The sequence below is a fragment of the Amycolatopsis sp. NPDC051903 genome (assembly GCF_044452505.1).
GTDB lineage: Bacteria > Actinomycetota > Actinomycetes > Mycobacteriales > Pseudonocardiaceae > Amycolatopsis.
On sequence record NZ_JBITBT010000021.1, the window covers coordinates 85,980 to 103,469 of the forward strand.

Here is a 17,490-nt window from a genome sequence, read left to right on the forward strand (position 1 = left end):
CTGCGAACGAGGAAAACGAACTCACTCGGCCCGGCGCCGGGCCACCCGCGCGCGGTCGGGCCGGACGAAGCGCCCGTGCCCCGGCTCGGCGACGATGCGCCCGTCGTCGAAGATCCGCCGCCCGCGCGAGAAGGTCGTGACCACGCGGCCGGTGAAGCTGGTGCCGTCCAGGAACGTGGCGTTGGCCGCGGCCTTCGAAAAGCCCTCCGGACGGAAGGTCCACCGGCTGCTCGGGTCGACGAGCACGAGGTCCGCGTCTGCGCCCGGCGCGATGCGGCCCTTCGCGGGGAGGTCGAAGATCTCGGCCGCCCGGGTGGACGTGAGCCGGACGACGTCGGGCAGGGTGAGGCGGCCGTCGTGCACGGCGGTGAGCAGGATCGGCAGCATGGTCTCGAGCCCGGGCAGCCCGGGCGGCGACGCGAAGATGTCCTCCTCGCCGGTGGCGATCTCCTCGGGCCGGTACGGGCAGTGGTCGGTGCCGATCACGTCGACCCGGCCCGCCCGCAGTTCGGCCCAGAGCCGGTCGACGGTCGCGGCGCTGCGCAGCGGCGGGTTGCACTTCGCCCACGGGCCGAACTCCACCAGCGCCTTCTCGTCGAGCTGCAGGTAGTGCGGGCACGTCTCGACGGTCACCCGGACCCCGCGGGCGCGCGCTTCGGCCGCCAGCACGACTGAGTCGGCGCTGGACACGTGCACCGGTTGCACCCGCGCGCCGGTCGCCGCGGCGAGCGCGAGCACCGTCGCCACGGAGGCGTCCTCGGCGATCTGCGGCCGCGCCGCGGCGTGCACGGCACCGGGCACCCCGTCCTGCCGCCGGGCCGATTCCCCTTCCACGGCCAGGATCTGCTCGTGCTCGCAGTGCAGGGCGTGCACCAGCCCGGTTCGAGCCACTTCCCGCATGACGACGTGCAGCCGCCCGGTGTCCGGACAGGACAGTCCGGTGAACTCGGCCTCTCGCCCCGGCGCCGGGGCGTGCAGCCAGGTCTTGAACGCGACCGCGCCCGCGTCGGCCATCGCGGCGATCTCGTGCCGGTTCTCCCACGCCGCGCCGCCGTAGAGGGCGTAGTCGACGAGCGCGTCCGGCTGGAGTCCGGCCGCGCGGGTCGCGAGCGTGTGCCCGGAGTTGACCGGCGGTTCGGACGTGGGCATCTCGCAGATCGTCGTCACGCCACCCGCGGCCGCGGCCGCCGTCCCCGTGCGGAACGTCTCGCGGTCGGGCCGGGCCGGCGCGCGGAGGTGGACGTGCGTGTCGACCAGCCCGGGCAGCAGGTGCAGTCCGCCGGCGTCGACGTGCTCGGCCGCGGCGGGCCGCGCGCCGGGTTCGAGGACGGCGGCCACCCGCCCGCCGGTGACGGCCACCGTCGCCGGGCGGACGCCGGCCGCGTCCACCAGCCGCACGTCGTGCAGGACAAGGTCGTGTTCCACGGTGCTCCTCATTCACAAAGCTGGTGCGGCACGAGCGCTCACTGCGCGACGTAACCGCCGTCGACGACGAGGGTGGTGCCGGTGACGAACGAGGCCTCCGGCGAACACAGGAACGCCGCCGCGGCCGCGACCTCGTCCGGCCGGCCGAACCGGCCGAGCGGGACTCGGCCGAGCGCCGCGGCGCGGGCCGCGTCGGCGTCGCCGGTGCGGGCGAAACTCCGCTCCAGGAAAGGGGTTTGGGTCGGTCCGGGGCACAGGCAGTTGACGCGGACGCCGGCGCCGGCGTGGTCGAGGGCCAGTGACCGGGTCAGGTTCACCACGCCGCCTTTGCTCGCCGTGTAGGCGACCGAACCGCGGGTGCCGACGAGGCCGAGCTGGCTCGCGATGAGCAGCAGGGCCCCGTCGCCGGCGCGCGCCAGGTGCGGGACGGCCACCGCCGCGAGGTGGAACGCCGCGGTGAGGTTGACCGCCAGCACGTCGGCCCACCGCTGCGGGTCGAGCTCGGGCGCGGTCCCGCCGACGGAGGTTGCCGCGCTGTGCACGAGGACGTCCAGCCCGCCCTCGGCCGCTTCCGCCACGGCTTCCCGCGTCGCCGGACCGTCGGCCAGATCGATCAGCCGGCCGCGGTGGCCGCTGCCCGCCAGCGTGGAAACGGCACCGGCGAGCGCCTCGGGGTCACGGTCGAGGATGGTGACCGCGGCGCCCTCGAGCGCGAGCCGTTCGGCGATGGCGCGGCCGATGCCGGCGGCACCGCCCGTCACCACGGCGCGGCGGCCGGCGTACCGCGGCGCGATCGGGGTTTCAGCAAGCGTGATCACGGAGCCAGTCCAGGTAGGTGGACAACGCGGCGCGCAGCGGCGTCGGTTCGGGTACCGGCAGTGCGCGCAGCCGGGTCACGTCGAGCACGCCGGTGCGGTGCCCGTCCGGCAGCCGGAGGAGGAAGGGCGCGCCGCTCGGTGGAGCGCCGACCGCCGCGGTGACCGCGTCGGCGAGATCGGCCAGCGTGACCGCCTCGCCCGAGCCGACGTTGTAGAACTGGTGCGGCGGGTCCGGGGTGGCGGCCAGCGCCGCGATGCCCTCGGCGACATCGCCGACCCAGGTGGGGTCGAACGACTTCCCGGCCGACTCCGGATCCGCGCGCACCGCCTGACCGGCGAGCGCCGCGCGGACCGCGGAGAACGGCAGCGACATCACCCGCCTCGTCGTGGTGTCGCGTTCGAGCGGTCCGTAACACGCGGCGACCCGCGCGATCACGGCGCCGGCCGCGGCCGCCAGCTGCTCGGCCGCGAGCTTCGAAGCGGCATAGGGGCCGGGATTCGTTCGTACCGGGCTGTTCTCGTGGAGCGACGCCGTCGAGTCCGCGTACACCGACGCGGAGGAGACGTGCACGACGTGAGCCGGTCCCGCGGCCTCCAGGACCGCGGCGGTCCCGCCGACGTTCACGTCCTGAAGGGTCCTTCGGCTGCCGTTGGTCACCGCCGCCGCGTGGACCACGACGTCCGGGCGCACCTGCGTGAACACCGCCTGCGGAACCCGGACGTCGAGGTGCCGGAACTCGACGTCCCGGCCGTCCCACAACGCGAGCACTTCCGCCGGCGGTGCCGTCAGGTCCGCGGCTACGACGCGGCCGCCGCGCTCGGCGACCGCCCGGACGACGTGCGCCCCGACGAACCCGGTGCTGCCCGTCACGAGCGTCGTCCCGGACACGGTCACACCGTCCACGACGAACGGCGGACGTGGTCGAAGAACGCCTTCGTCCGGTCCCGCACGGGGTTGTCGAAGACGTCCTGCGCGGGACCCTGCTCGGCGATGAGCCCGCCGTCCATCATCACGACCCGGTCGGCGACCCGGCGTGCGAAGCCCATTTCGTGGGTCACGACGAGCATGGTCAGGCCGTCGTCGGCCAGGCGTTTCATCGTGTCGAGCACCTCGCCGACCAGTTCGGGGTCGAGCGCCGAGGTCACCTCGTCGAACAGGACGAGCCGCGGTTCCATCGCCAGCGTGCGGGCGATCGCGACGCGCTGCTGCTGTCCGCCGGAGAGCTGGCTGGGGTAGCGGCCGGCGAAGGCGTCCATCCGGACGCGGGCGAGCAGTTCGAGCGCCTTCTCTTCCGCTTCGCGCGGATCGGCGCCCAGCACCCGCACCTGTCCCTCGGTCACGTTGCGCAGCACGGTGAAGTGCGGCCACAGGTTGTACTGCTGGAAGACCATCCCGACGCGGCTGCGCACCGCGCGCACGGCCTGCTGCTCCTCCTTGCCGATCAGGTCGGCGTGCAGGCGCACCCCGTCGAGCGTCACCTCGCCCGCGGTCGGCTTCTCGAGCCAGTTGACGCAGCGCAGCAGCGTCGATTTGCCGGTGCCCGACGGGCCGATGATCGCCACCGTTTCGCCCGCGTGCACCTCCAGGTCGATCCCCTTGAGGATCTCGGTGGTCCCGAACGTCTTGCGCAGCCCGCTGATGCGCAGCAGCGGGAGCACGGCCTCGGCGGCCGGCTGCTGGGTCATGTCTCGCTCTCCTCGGCTCGGCAGTGGGCTCGGTACTGGGCTCGTCGGTCGGCTCATCAGTCGGCTCATCGGTCGGGGAAGGCGAAGCGTCGTTCGCTGTAGCGCTGCGCCAGCATCAGCAGGCTCGTCACCAGCAGGTACAACAGGCCCGCGGTGCCGAGGATCTCGACCGCGCGGTAGGTGCTCGACACGATCTGCTGCGAGTTGAGCATCAGGTCCGGGACCGTGATCACGGAGACCAGCGCGCTGTTCTTCACCAGCAGGATCGCGTTGTTGATGTAGGGCGGGATGACGATGCGCACCGCCTGCGGCAGCACGATCCGGTGCATCGTCTGCACGTAGGTCATGTTCACGGCCAGCGCGGCCTCGGTCTGCGTGCGCGGGATCGCTTCGATGCCCGAGCGGATGATTTCCGCCTTGTACGCGGCGGAGTTCAGCGTCATGCCGATCACCGCCGCGGCGAAAGCCGGCAGCTGCAGGCCGAAACTCGGTGCGGCGTAGTAGATGAAGAACAGCACGAGCAGCACCGGGGTGCCGCGCATGATCCACACGTAGATCGCCGCGAGCACCCGCAGCCACTGCCGGTGCGAGATCCGGGCCATCGCGATGAACGTGCCGAGCACCGTCGCGAGCACCAGCGTGAGGGCCGAAACCTCCACGGTGACCAGCAAACCGTCCAGCAGCAGGGGGAAGTACTGCACGACGACGGAGAAGTCGGGATTCATGGGGAGTTCCTCTCCGCCGGTGTCACTGCCGGAACGGCTGGCCGAGCCACTTCTGCGCGATGCTCTGGTACGCGCCGGTCTTCTTCGCGTCGGCGATCGCCTTGTTGATCGCCTGCAGCAGCGCGTCGGAGCCCTTCGGGACACCCACGGCGAGCGGCGTGCCGTCCGTGCCGTTCTGCGACACCGTGTAGCCGGCGCCGTCGCCGGACTTGATCCAGTACAGCGCGAGGATCCGCCCGGTGACCATGAGGTCGCAGCGGCCGTTCTTCAAGTCGGAGAACGCTTCCGCCTGCCCGGGGTAGCGCGTCACCTTCGCCGCGCCGCCGATGCGCTGCACCGGTGCCTCGCCGTTGGAGGAGCCGGCGACCACGCAGACGCTCTTGCCCTTGATGCTCTCCGGCCCGGTGATGCCGGTTTCCTTCTGCGCGTACACGGCGACGGCGTCGTCGTAGCCGATCGGCTCGGAGAAGTCGATGACCTTCTGCCGGTCGGGCGTCACCCGCAGCCCGGACATGGCGATGTCGAACTTCTTGGCCTGCAAGCCCGGGACGATGCCCGAGAAGTCGAGCGTCTTCCACTCGACCTTGGCGCCGAGCCCCTTCGCGATGATGCCCGCCCAATCGGCGTCGATCCCGACGAAACCGCCTTGCGGGTCGCGGAAGATGGTCGGTGCGTTGTTGCCGGAGGTGCCGATCGTGATGGCGCCGTGGGACTTGATGTCGTCCAGGTTCGACCCGCTCGCGGAACACGCGGTGACGGAGGTGATCGCCAGGCCGGCGGTGAGCACCGCGAGGCCGAGGCGGAGGGAGCGGCGTGCGTTCATCGTGTCTCCTCGGAAGTGAGGACCGGGGGAGGGGGAAGCCCTTGGCGGGCAGGGAGAAGCAGTTCGCGAACGGTGCGGGTTCGCGAACGACGGGGGGACAGCGGTGGTGAGTGGTGCGGCCGGATTCGGCCGGTGGGCGGTGTGTCCGCCGCGGGTTCAGCGGACGGCGGTCGCCGGCTCCGCGCCTTCCAGCATGGCGAGAACCCGCTCCCGCAACGTGTCGAGGTGCTCGGCCATGGCTTGCTGGGCGGCGGGCGCGTCACCGTCGGAGATGGCGGCGGCGACGCGCTGGTGCTGTTCGCCGCACTGGGCGCTTTCGGACATCTCCGGGACATCGCGCTGGCGCAGGGCGTGCGTCAGCACGTAGTAGTTCTCGATGTCGGTCGCGAGCTTCGCGTTGCCCGAACCGCTCGCGATCAGGGTGTGCAGGATCCGGTCCGCGCCGCGGCGACCGGGTTCGTCACTGGCCAGCGTGCACGCGAGACCTTCGTCCGCGGCGACGCTGATCTTCTCCCGCACCTCCTGACTGGCCCGCTCGGCCGCCAGGCCCGCCGCGAGCGACTCGAGCCCCCGGCGCACCTCGTAGGCGTCCTGGACGATCTTGATGGACGGCTGCACGACCCGGAGTCCGTTGCCCGCGGCCGATTCCACGAGGCCGACGTGCTCCAGGCGGATCAGCGTTTCCCGCACCGGCGTCTTGGAGACGCCGAGCATCGTGGCCAGCTTGGCCTCGGACAGCCGCTGCCCGGGCTGCAGCCGGCGTTCGACGATCGCCTGCCGGATCTCGTCGAAGACGCGGTCGGTGATGCTTTCGCGCTGAACGTCGAGTGGATCCAGCATCACCAGCTCCGTATCTCGTATCCGTATCTCGTATCTGGATACGGGACTGTATGCGGCCATTTGTTACGGGTCAAGGAGTTTGACCAGCGTTTTTGTGACGATCGCGTGTCTTGGTCGTCAGCGGTTGTCGAATCCGTTCACTCGAGTGGCCCAGCCGGGCCGCCGCGGACTGTTCAGTCCCGCGCGAGTTCCTCGGCCGAGGCCTGGCCGGCGTCCGCGGTGCGGAGGAGGAAGTCGGCGATCACTTCGAGTTGCGCTTCGGTGTAGCGCTCGCACACCGCGTCCATGCGGGAGTTCATGCCGGCGAAGACCTGGAAGAGCTCGGTGTTGCGCTCGGGTACCCCGCGCAGGGTGACCGCGCGGCGGTCGGCGGCTTCGGGGTCGCGCTCGCGGACGATCCAGCCGCTCTTCTGCAGCCGGTCCAGGATGCCGGTCAGCGTCGCCGGGTGCAGCCCGGTTCGACGCGCGAGTTCGGTCGGGGTCAGGGGTCCGTGGCGGTTGATGAAGTCGAGGCAGGTCCAGTCGACGTCGCGCAGCTCCACGCGGCCGCCGAACCTCCGGTTGAGCAGCGAGAGCTGGATGTTCACGTCGCGGAACGCGTCCTTGACCGCGACCGTGAGCTGACGGCGCCGCCGCGCCGCGCCGCGATCGGCTGCTGGGCTCATGCGTTCCGCTTCCGTGGTCGGGTTCGTATGGATCCCGTATCTTATCGCGTCCCGCCCAGCATCTCCTCCTCAAGGTGCTATGAGTTCGAGACGATATGAAAACCGTAGGAGTTGGAGTACGGTGGAAGCCATGGAGACGAAGAGCTATCGCCGGATGGTCAACACGATCAACAAGGTCATCGCGGGACTGCAGCGCGCCGGCATCGCGTTCGGGCCGATGCAGCTGCTCACCGTGCGAGGCCGCCGCACCGGTCAGCCGCGCACCTTTCCCATCGCGGTCAACGAACTCGACGGGGGCCGCTACATCTTCCAGGCCTTTCCGAAAGCCGCGTGGGTGGCGAACGCGCGCGCCGCGGACACCGTCACGCTGAAACGGGGCCGGAAATCGGCGACGGCTCGCCTGGTCGAAGTCCCCGTGGAGGACCGGCGGCCCCTGTTGCGGCAGCTCGTCGCGGAGAGCCCGGCGAGCGTGGGGAAGCGGTTCGTGACCACGGGCCTGGCCGGGGCACCCTCGCCGGACGGAGTGGCCGCCGCGGCGGAGCGGATCGCGGTGTTCCGCGTCGAGCCGGCCTGACTCGCCACGGCGCGCGGCCGGTTCAGCTGTGGTCGCCGGTGTCGAGGCGCCGGTCGGCCTCCGCGCGGATCGCTGCGCGATCGAAGGTCTCGCTCGGCCAAGCCACCGCGTGCAGCGTGCCCCGGTCGCCGTTGCGCCGCACCGTCCGCCTGCACAGCGGCAGCCCGACCCAGTGCGACAACGCGACCCGCTCGGTCCAGACGGACAGCGACTCGACGGGGGAACAGGTCGTTCGTGGCATTATTCCACCGCTGCAGCTCGGCCGGCGACAGGAACGGCCCGTCGAGCCGGCGGTCGAGCGCGGGGTGCAGGAGCACGCTGCCGAGGGCGAGCACGACGGGGTGCAGCGCCAGCCATTCCGGGTCCACCTCGGAGCGCAGCGACCCGGCGCCGGCCAGCGCCTGTCACGGTCTCCTTGCGACGGACACGAACTCGTCGAACATGCGCAGGCCGGATCACCTTCGCTGACTAGCCGGGCGACGTAACGCACGGCGGTCGAGTGCTCGGCGACCACTGCGGTCACGCGGTCGCCGAGCTGGTGCGCGGAAGCCTGGCCCGCTCGGCCGGAGAGGACTCCCGGCGACGGAGGAAAACCGGGCCAGGTGGACGAAAGTCCCTCGGCGGGCAGGTCGGCTGGCCCTCCCCGGTGGGGCCGCGCATGATTACGCTTCGGGACCGAGTGCCGACGAAGGTGGGGAAAGCCGTGGTGAACACCGACGTGGTTGTCGGAGTCGACGAGAACGACGCGTCGCTCGTGGCGGTGCGCTGGGCGGCGCGCATGGCGCGCGAGCGCGGACGCGGGCTGCGGCTCGTGCACGGCATCGACGAGATCCCGGTGGAGTACCCGCACGCGACGGCCACGTACGAGGACGCCCAGCTGCTCGTCGGGGAGCGCGGGCAGCGGCTGCTCGGGCTGGCGCGGGACGCGGCGGCGGAGGTCGCGCCCGGCGTGGCCGTGGAGGTGGTCCTGCGGCCGGAGCAGCCGACCGAGGCGTTGCGCGCCGAGTCCGCCGGCGCGGCCGTACTGGTGCTGGGCACGCCGGGGCTGCACCGCGTCCGCGGGATCGTGCTGGGCTCGGTGTCGGTGGCCCTCGCGGCGCACGCCGAGTGCCCGGTCGCGTTCGTCCGGCCGCACGCGGGGGAGGACGAACCGCCCACCGAAGGGCCGATCGTGCTCGGCGTCGACGGTACGGAGACCGGTGAGGAAGCGATCACGCTGGCGTTCGAGGAGGCTTCCTGGCGCCGCGCGCCGCTGCTCGCGGTGCACTGCTGGCACGAAGCGTTCCTGACCGGCCTGTTCGAGGAACGCGGCTGGAAGGCCGACAGCAAAGCCATCGAGGAACACGAGCACGAACTCCTCGCCCAGCGCCTCGCCGGCTGGCAGGAGAAGTACCCCGACGTCCAGGTCGAACGCCTGGTGGTCAAGGAAAAGCCCGCCGACGGGCTCCTCGACTGGGCCGACCGGGCCCAGCTGCTCGTCGTCGGCAGCCGCGGCCGCGGTGGCCTCGCCGGCTTGGCGCTGGGCTCCACGAGCCAGACCGTGATCGCCCACGCGCTGTGCCCGGTCGCGGTCGTGCGCGGGAAGCGGACGGAGTCGAAGAACGAGGACTGACCCCCCATTCCCCGCGGCGTCACGGCCCGGCCGGCGATGACCCCGGCTCAGCGTTTGAGGGAAGCGGCCAGCGCGGCGACGTCGACCTCGCGCGGGCGCGGCAGCCACACCGGTTGGTCGGCGCCGCGGGGGGTGAGGACGTTCAGGTAGTGGTGCGGGGTGCGCGAGAGCGTGATGTTTTCGGTGACGCCCTGGTACAGGCCCAGCGGGGTGAGGGACGTGAACAGCTGCGGGTCGAGCAGTTCGTGCTCGCCGCCGGTGCCGGCGGTGTGGCGGACGTAGTCCCAGTCGAAGAAGCCGAGGGTGACGGCCCACATCGCGGCACGGGTCAGGGAGACGTGCACGCGGTAGCTGCCGCCTTCGGTCGCGCGGCGGGCGAGGGCGGTCATGGCGCCGGTGGCGCCGAGCCAGGCGACGAGGTAGTCGTTGATGATGGACGTCGGTGGCAGCTTCGGGTCGGCGAGGCTGCCTTCGGCGGCGACCATGCCGGTGACGGTGCCGGCCACCTGGTCGAAGCCGAGGCGGTTCGCCCACGGGCCGGTTTCGCCGTGACAGCTGGCGGTCACGTGGATCAGGCCCGGGCGCACGGCGAAGGCCTGTTCGGCGTCGACGCCGAATTCGGTGAGCAGGCCGGGGCGGCGGTTGGCGTAGAAGACGTCGGCGTCGCGCAGCAGCTCGTGCAGCGTGGCCTGCCCGTCGGGCGCGCGGACGTTGAGGCGCGTCGAGCGCACCCCGACGTTGGCCGTCGCCAGCAGTGAGTCCATTTCGAACTCCATGACGCGCCACACGTTCAGCACGTCCGCGCCGAGCGAAGCGAGGGAACGGCCGATGCCGGCGCCCGCGATGACGTGCCCCATGCCCAGCGCGCGGATCCCGGACAGCGGGTGCGTGCCCCACTCGGGCAACGGCTCCGGCGGCGTGTCGGTGACCTTCTCGACCTCGATCAGCGGCCGCGCCGCGAGGTGCTCGAACACCGGCTCCGCCACGAACTCCTCGACGGAGCGGACCTTCGCGAAGACGATGCCGTGCTCTTCGGCGAGGGCTTCGAGTTCGTCGGCGGAGTGCCGCGCGATCGCGCGGCCGAGCGCAGCCGGGCTGTCGGCGCAGTCCAGCACGGCGAGCATCTTCGACTTCAGGCCGGGGTAGATGTTGGCCGGGATGACGTTCCGGCCGTCGCGGGTGGGGTAGAAGCCGAGGTAGGCGACGACCAGGCGGTCGGCCATGTCGGCCGGGTACCCGTTGAGCGTTTCCCACTTCAGCTCCGAGGCCGGGGCGAGCCGGCGGATGGCCTGGCCCAGGTCGACGGTGATGTCCTGGCCGAGGCCGGTGCGCATCCGCCACAGCTTCGCCGCGACCACCGCTTGCTGGGCGAGCGCGACGGCCGCGGTGCCGCCGAGGCGCAGGCTGCTGGGCATGAGCGGGTCGCGCTTGAGGAACGTGACGGTGCCACCGCTGTCCTCGGGGGTGAGCCCGAGCGGCGCGAGGATGTCGCGCAGTTCGGCGTGCGGGTCGAAGACGTCGTCGGTGGCGCGGTTGTGGACGGCCTTGAGCATCGCGTCGCGCAGCAGCCGGGGGTCGGTGGTTTCCACGGTGGACAGCTCCGGTGGTCAGGCGGTGAGGAGGGTGGCGGGGACGTCGACGTGGCGGGCGCGGAGGAATTCGCCCAGCGACTTGCCGATCTGGTCGAGCGCGAGGTTGGCCGAGCCGCTGGGCGGGAAGTAATCGCGCAGCACGAACGAGATCCCGTGCAGCCGGGGCTGTTCGTAGCGTTCGATCACGACCTCCTCCGGGCAGCCCAGCAGGTCGCGCAGCCGCTCGGCCGTGAGGAACGCCGCCAGCCACGGCCACGCGTCCTTGTTCCGCGCCCAGACGCCGAGGTTGGCGTTGGCGCCCTTGTCGCCGGTTCGCGCGTACACGACCTGTCCGAACGGGACGGACGAGGTCGCCCCGAACGAAGCCGGATCCGCGGTGCTGACGGGGGTTTCCGGCTGACCGGTGAACGGGGCGGTGCCGGGCGGCGGTGCGATGTCGAGGACCCGGCCGTCGCCGAGGTGGACGCGGTGGGCGAGATCCGCCTGCCGCACCAGGCCGGGCCAGTAGTCGATGCGGGGCTGGGCGGTGAGCGAGTACATCCGGGTCAGGTCCAGGTAGAAGCCGGGGATGCTGCCCAGCCCGTACGAGCTGAACTGCGCCAGGAACCCGGTCACGGTCTTCGCGGCCGGCGCCGCGACGGCGACCTGCAGCGCGACCGTCGCCTGCCACTGGTCGCGGGGATCCGGCACCGGCTGCCCGCACGCGAAGAAGTGCAGCTCCTCGACCGGGTGGTCCTGGCGGGCGCGGTCGGCTTGCGCCTTGAGCACCTCGATCTTCTCCGGCACGTCGGGCCCGGTCGGGAACAGCCACATCGCGCCGCGGAAACCGCGCTGGAAGTTCACGCCCACCTTCGTCGTCTCCGACGGCGCACTGCCCCGCGCGCCGGTGACGCGCACCCGGTCCGGGCCTTCCTGGGCGAGCTGGACGGCGTCGGTGTGCCAGGTGACGTCGGGGTTGAGGTAGCGCGGGCCCTGGATCTCGTACATCAGCTGCGCGGTCACGGTGTCGACGGTGACCGCGCCCCCGTCGGCGGCGCGTTTGGTGATGACGACGGCGCCGTCCCCGGCGACCTCGGCGATCGGGAAGCCGGGCAGGGTGTTGGCGGCCAGCGACGTGAACCCGGCGAAGTTGCCGCCCGTGGCCTGCGGGCCGCATTCGATGATGTGCGCCGCGGCCGTGGCGCCCGCGATCTTGTCGAGCTCGCCCCGGTCCCAGCCGTGCCACCACGCCGCCGGCCCGGTCACCAGCGAGGCGTCGGCGACGCGCCCGGTGATCACGATGTCGGCGCCCTCGTCGAGCGCGGTCTTGATGCCCCAGCCGCCGAGGTAGGCGTTGACCGCGAGCAGCTCACCCGGGTCGACCTCCAGCGGCGCGCCGGTGTCCACATGGGACAGCTGCCCCTCGGCGACGAGCGTTTTCGCGGAGTCGGTGAGGTCATCGCCCGTCACGTACGCCACCGAAAGGTCGAGGCCGCGTTCGGCGACGTCGCGCCGGATCACCTCGGCCATCCCGGCGGGGTGGTAGATGCCGGCGTTGGTGACGACCTTGAGCCCCTTTTCGGCGATCGCCGCCAACTGCGGGCGCAGCTGCCGCAGGAAGAACTCGGAGTAGAACTCGCGCCGGGCCTCGCGGTTGCCGTGGAACCCGGCGACCACCATCGACATGGTGATCTCGGCCATCGAATCGCCGATCACCACGTCGACCGGGTCGCCGTGCACGGCTTCTTCGAAGGCGGAGAACTTGTCGCCCATGGCCCCGGAGAAGTTCGCGATCCGCACCGGACGCGCCATGTCCGCCACCCCCACAGCGTTGTGGACACCTGCCGTTGACCTGCGACGCTACGGCCACCGTGCGCACGGGTCAACGAACGGGTCGGCGCGCCGGAGCACACCGCTGACTGGGCGGCTGAGGTCAGCCGGCTCCACGGCACACCGGGGTCGTCGCCCTTCGAGATCAATCAGCTCGTGTCGCCGAACGACCAACCTCGGGTCCGGACACCTAGCGGACCAGCAGGGCCAGGATCCGCGGCACCGCGTCGGCCAGCTCGTCCGCGGCGGTCTCGCGCCCGGCGAGCCGGCGCAGCAGAGCTTGCTGGAACAGGCCGTCGAAGGCGGCGTACGCGGCGGACGGCGCGAGGTCGACGGTGGCGCCGGCCAGTTCGGCGTAGCGCTCGACCACGCGCCAGACCATGGCCTGCCGTCGTTCGTCGATGTCGAGGACGTCGGCGCGGAACGACTCTTCGTACAGGCTCTGGTTGCGCAGGTCGTACCAGAGCCGGTGCATCGTCGCGTCGTTGCGCAGGGTCGTGGCCATGGTCTCGGCGAACCCGCGCTCGAGGTCGGCGGCGGTGCCCGCTTCGGCGACCACGTCGTCGTAGCGGGTCACGCAGATCTCTTCGAACTTGCGCACGGAGTAGGTGAGCAGCTCGACCTTGTCGGCGAAGTAGTAGTGCAGCACGCCGTGCGAGAAGTCGGACTTCTGGGCGATCTCGCGCAGGCTCGTCCGCGCGTAGCCGAGCTCGGCGAGCGCCTGCAGCGCGGACTCCGCCAGCTGTTCGCGCCGCTGGGCGAACTTGTCCACGGCGCGGCGGGAAATCCGCTCTTTGGCCTGGGTCACCACGGGTTCCTGTCAGGTCGGGTCGGTGCTCTCGGAAGTCTAGCGTCCCACCGAACCTTGACAACTGTCCAAGAAAATCTTGACGACTGTCCAAAAATCGCTACCGTGTGACCTACGCCGCATGTCTCGAGGAGGAGATGACGATGGTTTCGTACGACCTCAGTGGGCGAACCGCGCTGGTGACCGGCGGGGCGCAAGGCCTGGGGGCCGGGATGGCCGAGGCGCTCGCACAAGCCGGGGCGGCCGTCGTCATCGGCGACGTCCAGGAGGAGCTCGGGCGCAGCACCGCCGACGCGATCAAGCAGACCGGCGCGACGGCCGGGTTCGTGCGGCTCGACGTGACCGACGACGCCGGGTGGGAAGAGGCCGTGTCCACGGTCGTGCGGGAGTACGGCGGGCTCGACGTGCTGGTCAACAACGCCGGTGTGGAGATCACCGGCCTCGTCGCGGACCTCGATCCCGCCCACGTGCGCACGATGCTGGACGTCAACGTGCTGGGCACCGCGCTCGGGCTCAAGCACGCGTTCCGCGCCATGCGCCCCGGCGGCGTGGCCGGCCGCGGCGGGTCGGTCGTGAACATCTCGTCGGTCGCCGCGATCATCGCCTTCCCCGGCATCGCGGGCTATTCGGCCACGAAGTCCGCGGTCGACCGGCTCACGCGGGTGTCCGCGATGGAAGCCGGGAAGCTCGGGTACGGCGTGCGGGTGAACTGCGTGTACCCCGGCCTCGTGCCCACGCAGATGGGCAACCAGCTGGCCACCGACGTGGTCGAGGTCGGGCTGTTCGGCTCCGTCGAAGAGGCGATCGGCGCCGTGGTCGGGCAGACGCCGGCCGGGCGGCTCGGCGAGGTGTCGGACATGGCCGACGCCGTGGTGTTCCTCGCCTCCGACGCCGCGCGCTTCATCACCGGCGCGGGGCTGCCGGTCGACGGCGGCATGGGCATGTGACCGGATCTCCCTGGAACGAAAGGAAAACTTCGTGAGCAAGCCTGTCGTCGTCTACGGTGCCTCCGGCTACACCGGGCGGCTCATCTGCGAATACCTGCGCGAGTACAACGTGCCCTTCATCGCCGCCGGGCGCGACAAGGCCCGCGTGCAGGAGACGCTGGACCACATCCCCGGCCTCGACACCGTCGAGCACGAGGTGGTGGAGGTCGCCCACGAAGTCGGGCCGCTGACGGAGCTGTTCGAGGGTTCTTCGGTCGTGTGCAACACGGTCGGCCCGTTCACCGAGTACGGCCACGAGGTCGTGCAGGCTTGCCTCGCCGCGGGTGCGCACTACCTCGACACGACCGGTGAGCAGGACTGGCTGATCGCGTCCGAAGAACGCTACGGCGCCGACATGGCCGCGCGCGGGCTGCTGCTGTCGCCGGGCATCGCGCAGATGTACACGACGGGCGAGATCGCGGCGAACCTCTGCCTCGAGACGCCCGGCCTCGACACGCTCGACATCCTGGTGTTCTGGAAGGGGTATCCGACGGTCGCGTCGACCAAAACCATCCTCGTCAACGCGGCTCTGTCGGCTGCCTACTACCTGGAGCAGAACGAGTACGTGGCCTGGCCGCCCGACGGCGGGCTGCACGACGTCGTCGTGCCGGGCCACCACGAGACGGGCCTCGCGCTGCCGTGGGGCGGGACGTCGCACCCGGTGTGGTTCAAGCGTGATCCGCGCGTGGCCAACGTGAAGGCGATCGGCGGCGTGTTCGACCGCGCGCTGATGCAGGGCGTGCCGCTGATCGTCGCCGGCGTGCTCGAGCAGGTGAAGGACCTGCCCGAGGACGAGAAGCTCAAGGTGCTGCACGAACAGGCCGCCGCGGTGCGCGACGAAATGCCGCCGCGGGAGAACCAGCGCCTGAACACCTCGTTGGATTCCGTGCACGCGTCCGGGCCGCTGGGCCGCGCGCACTGCGTGATCCACGGGACGTGCAACTACAAGCAGACCGGGCTCATGCAGGCGTACGCGGCGTACTCGCTGTTGCAGCAGCCACCGCGGCGGGCCGGGTTCGCGTCGGCCTGCCAGGCGTTCGGGCACCGCGAGCTGCTCGGCGTGCTGCGGTCGTTCGGGCTGGTGTCCGACCCCGTGCTGACCGTGCACGCGTGAGCGGGGGAGACGAGCGGTGCGGCTGACCGAGTACCTCGACAAGGGCGCGTCGCTGGGTGCGCCGGCGGCGTGCCTGACGGCGGGCGGTGTCTCGCTGAGCTACGGCGAAGTGCAGGAACTGTCCTGGCGCGTTGCGCGGGCGCTGGCGCGCTCGGGCGTGCGGCCGGGCGACAAGGTCGCGATCCTCTCGGGCAACGACCCGGTGTCGTTCGGGTGCGTTTTCGGCATCAGCCGCGCAGGGGCGGTCTGGTGCCCGGTCAACCCGCGCAACGAGGCGGCCGACAACCGGGAACTGCTGGACCTGTTCGACTGCACGTGCCTGCTCGCGCAGGAATCGTTCGCGCCGCTCGTCTCCCGCATCCTGCCGCGGCTGCCGAAGCTCACGACCGTCGTGTGCCTCGACGGCGCGATCCCCGGCGCGGTGTCCTTTCCGGACTGGCTCGCCGGCCTGGATCCGTCGCCGTTCGAGGTGACGCCGCCCGACGACGTGGTGATGCTCGTCGGCACCGGCGGCACCACCGGCCGCCCCAAGGGCGTGGTGCTCACCGGGCACAACATCGAGACCATGGCGGCGCTGACGCTCATGAGCTACCCGTTCGGCCCGCGGCCGCGGTACCTGGCGCTCGCGCCACTGACGCACGCGGCAGGTGTGCTGTGCTTCCCGGTCCTGGCGCTGGGCGGGGAGGTCGTGGTGATGCCGAAACCGGACCTGGGCGAGTTCCTCACCCTCGTGCAGCGGCACCGCATCACGCACACGTTCCTGCCGCCGACGCTGATCTACCTGCTGCTGGACCACCCCGCGATGTCCACAACGGACTTCTCGACGCTGGACTGCCTCTGGTACGGCGCGGCGCCCATGTCGGCGTCCCGGCTCGAAGAGGCCATCACCCGGATCGGCCCGGTGCTGGGCCAGCTGTTCGGCCAGAGCGAGGCGCCCATGATGATCTCGACGATGGCGCCGGCCGACCACTTCCGGGCCGACGGCTCGCTCGCCGTCGAACGCTTCACCTCGGCCGGCCGGCCCACGCCGTTCACCCGCGTGGCCATCATGGCCGACGACGGCACCCTGCTCCCGACCGGAGCCCGGGGCGAGATCGTCGTCCGCGGTCCGCTCGTCATGCCGGGGTACTACAAGAACCCCGACGCCACCGCCGAAGCCGGCCGCTACGGCTGGCACCACACCGGCGACATCGGTTACCTCGACGAGGACAATTTCCTGTACATCGTCGACCGTGCGAAGGACATGATCATCACCGGCGGGTTCAACGTCTACTCCGCCGAAGTCGAGCAAGCGCTGATGACCCACCCGGCGGTGCAGGACTGCGCGGTGGTCGGCCTGCCGCACGAGAAGTGGGGTGAGCAGGTGACCGCGGTGGTGCAACTGCACACGGGCCGTGAGGTGTCGGCCGACGAACTGCGGTCGGTCGTGAAGGAACGGCTGGGCAGCGTGAAAACACCGAAGGTCGTGGAAATTTGGCCGGAGCTGCCGAGGTCGAAGGTGGGGAAGGTGCTGAAGACGGACGTCCGGGCGGAGTTGCTCGGCCGGGCTCGGGAGTAAGCGCGCCCGTGTCCGTCCTCGCCGACGGGCGCGGCCGTCAGGTGCCGCGGGTCGCCTGCCCGATCGCCAGCAGGTTGCCCTCGCTGTCGCGGAAGAACGCGCCGCGCTCGCCCGTGCCCTTGCTGGGGTAGTTCCCGGGCACGGTGACGATGTCGTCGGCCACGTCGAACCCGGCGATGTCGAAGGGTTCGAACCGCACCCCGCGGGCGCGCAGGCCGGCGACGACCGCGTCGATGTCGTCGACCTCGAAACCGACCTGCGTGGAAGCGCCCGACGCGGCGCCGGCCGACTGGAACACGTGGAACTCCGTCCCGCCGCACACGTAACGCAGGCCGCCCTCGCGCTCTTCGACGGGTTCGAGCCCCAAGCGGTCGCGGTAGAACTCCCGCGCCCGGGCCAGGTCCTGGGCGGGGAGTTTGGTGATCGCGCGCGCGGCGTCCAGCGGCCCGGGCATG

At 71.3% G+C, this 17,490-nt stretch carries 18 protein-coding genes; 5 read left to right on the forward strand and 13 right to left on the reverse strand.

Annotation, left to right across the window (positions count from 1 at the left end):
* Positions 1-21: 21 nt before the first annotated feature.
* The 8 genes from allB to ACIA77_RS33240 all read right to left on the reverse strand — a co-directional run bounded on the left by allB (position 22) and on the right by ACIA77_RS33240 (position 6,982).
* Entirely contained in the window at positions 22-1,425 is a 1,404-nt protein-coding gene (allB, locus tag ACIA77_RS33205; protein ID WP_395889984.1) for an allantoinase AllB, read from the reverse strand.
* A gap of 38 nt (positions 1,426-1,463) precedes the next feature.
* Positions 1,464-2,243, reverse strand: a complete 780-nt coding sequence (locus ACIA77_RS33210) for an SDR family NAD(P)-dependent oxidoreductase (protein WP_395889985.1) — start codon at positions 2,241-2,243, stop codon at positions 1,464-1,466.
* On the reverse strand, positions 2,227-3,132 hold the full coding sequence (locus ACIA77_RS33215; protein WP_395889986.1) for an NAD-dependent epimerase/dehydratase family protein: 906 nt from the start codon (positions 3,130-3,132) through the stop codon (positions 2,227-2,229). The genes ACIA77_RS33210 and ACIA77_RS33215 overlap by 17 nt, the downstream gene beginning before the upstream one ends.
* 2 nt (positions 3,133-3,134) lie before the next feature.
* The gene (locus ACIA77_RS33220) at positions 3,135-3,929 is read right to left on the reverse strand and encodes an amino acid ABC transporter ATP-binding protein (RefSeq protein WP_395889987.1); all 795 of its coding nucleotides are present in this window, start codon (positions 3,927-3,929) and stop codon (positions 3,135-3,137) included.
* Between the two features lie 65 nt (positions 3,930-3,994).
* Positions 3,995-4,654, reverse strand: coding sequence for an amino acid ABC transporter permease (locus tag ACIA77_RS33225; protein WP_395889988.1), 660 nt, complete (start codon positions 4,652-4,654; stop codon positions 3,995-3,997).
* A 22-nt stretch (positions 4,655-4,676) separates the two neighbouring features.
* On the reverse strand, positions 4,677-5,477 hold the full coding sequence (locus ACIA77_RS33230) for a substrate-binding periplasmic protein (RefSeq protein ID WP_395889989.1): 801 nt from the start codon (positions 5,475-5,477) through the stop codon (positions 4,677-4,679).
* A 156-nt stretch (positions 5,478-5,633) separates the two neighbouring features.
* Positions 5,634-6,317 carry a GntR family transcriptional regulator gene (locus ACIA77_RS33235; RefSeq protein ID WP_395889990.1) on the reverse strand — a complete coding sequence of 228 codons (684 nt, stop codon included), beginning with the start codon at positions 6,315-6,317 and terminating at the stop codon, positions 5,634-5,636.
* A 173-nt stretch (positions 6,318-6,490) separates the two neighbouring features.
* Positions 6,491-6,982 (reverse strand): MarR family transcriptional regulator, encoded by a 492-nt coding sequence (locus ACIA77_RS33240; protein WP_395889991.1) that lies wholly within the window; start codon positions 6,980-6,982, stop codon positions 6,491-6,493.
* A 130-nt stretch (positions 6,983-7,112) separates the two neighbouring features.
* Between ACIA77_RS33240 and ACIA77_RS33245 the strand changes: the two genes are divergently transcribed.
* Complete coding sequence (locus tag ACIA77_RS33245) at positions 7,113-7,556, forward strand: nitroreductase family deazaflavin-dependent oxidoreductase (RefSeq protein WP_395889992.1); 444 nt, start codon at positions 7,113-7,115, stop codon at positions 7,554-7,556.
* Between the two features lie 22 nt (positions 7,557-7,578).
* On the opposite strand, the gene ACIA77_RS33250 is transcribed toward ACIA77_RS33245, so the two are convergent.
* Positions 7,579-7,797, reverse strand: a complete 219-nt coding sequence (locus ACIA77_RS33250; protein ID WP_395889993.1) for a hypothetical protein — start codon at positions 7,795-7,797, stop codon at positions 7,579-7,581.
* A gap of 438 nt (positions 7,798-8,235) precedes the next feature.
* On the opposite strand from ACIA77_RS33250, the gene ACIA77_RS33255 reads away from it, so the two are divergent.
* Positions 8,236-9,168, forward strand: a complete 933-nt coding sequence (locus ACIA77_RS33255) for a universal stress protein (protein WP_395889994.1) — start codon at positions 8,236-8,238, stop codon at positions 9,166-9,168.
* 47 nt (positions 9,169-9,215) lie between these two features.
* On the opposite strand, the gene ACIA77_RS33260 is transcribed toward ACIA77_RS33255, so the two are convergent.
* From ACIA77_RS33260 to ACIA77_RS33270, 3 genes are all read right to left on the reverse strand, one after another.
* On the reverse strand, positions 9,216-10,757 hold the full coding sequence (locus tag ACIA77_RS33260) for a CoA transferase (RefSeq protein WP_395889995.1): 1,542 nt from the start codon (positions 10,755-10,757) through the stop codon (positions 9,216-9,218).
* Positions 10,758-10,775: 18 nt separating this feature from the next.
* Positions 10,776-12,551 (reverse strand): acyclic terpene utilization AtuA family protein, encoded by a 1,776-nt coding sequence (locus ACIA77_RS33265; protein WP_395889996.1) that lies wholly within the window; start codon positions 12,549-12,551, stop codon positions 10,776-10,778.
* A gap of 208 nt (positions 12,552-12,759) precedes the next feature.
* Positions 12,760-13,377, reverse strand: a complete 618-nt coding sequence (locus ACIA77_RS33270) for a TetR/AcrR family transcriptional regulator (RefSeq protein WP_395889997.1) — start codon at positions 13,375-13,377, stop codon at positions 12,760-12,762.
* A gap of 143 nt (positions 13,378-13,520) precedes the next feature.
* Between ACIA77_RS33270 and ACIA77_RS33275 the strand changes: the two genes are divergently transcribed.
* Genes ACIA77_RS33275 through ACIA77_RS33285 form a run of 3 tightly spaced genes read left to right on the forward strand, consistent with a single transcriptional unit; the run spans position 13,521 to position 17,035 of the window.
* The gene (locus ACIA77_RS33275; RefSeq protein WP_395889998.1) at positions 13,521-14,324 is read left to right on the forward strand and encodes an SDR family NAD(P)-dependent oxidoreductase; all 804 of its coding nucleotides are present in this window, start codon (positions 13,521-13,523) and stop codon (positions 14,322-14,324) included.
* 31 nt (positions 14,325-14,355) lie between these two features.
* Positions 14,356-15,477, forward strand: a complete 1,122-nt coding sequence (locus ACIA77_RS33280) for a DUF5938 domain-containing protein (RefSeq protein WP_395889999.1) — start codon at positions 14,356-14,358, stop codon at positions 15,475-15,477.
* Positions 15,478-15,493: 16 nt separating this feature from the next.
* Positions 15,494-17,035, forward strand: coding sequence for a long-chain fatty acid--CoA ligase (locus ACIA77_RS33285; RefSeq protein ID WP_395890000.1), 1,542 nt, complete (start codon positions 15,494-15,496; stop codon positions 17,033-17,035).
* A 37-nt stretch (positions 17,036-17,072) separates the two neighbouring features.
* On the opposite strand, the gene ACIA77_RS33290 is transcribed toward ACIA77_RS33285, so the two are convergent.
* On the reverse strand, positions 17,073-17,489 hold the full coding sequence (locus ACIA77_RS33290; protein ID WP_395890001.1) for a VOC family protein: 417 nt from the start codon (positions 17,487-17,489) through the stop codon (positions 17,073-17,075).
* Between the last annotated feature and the right edge of the window lies 1 nt (position 17,490).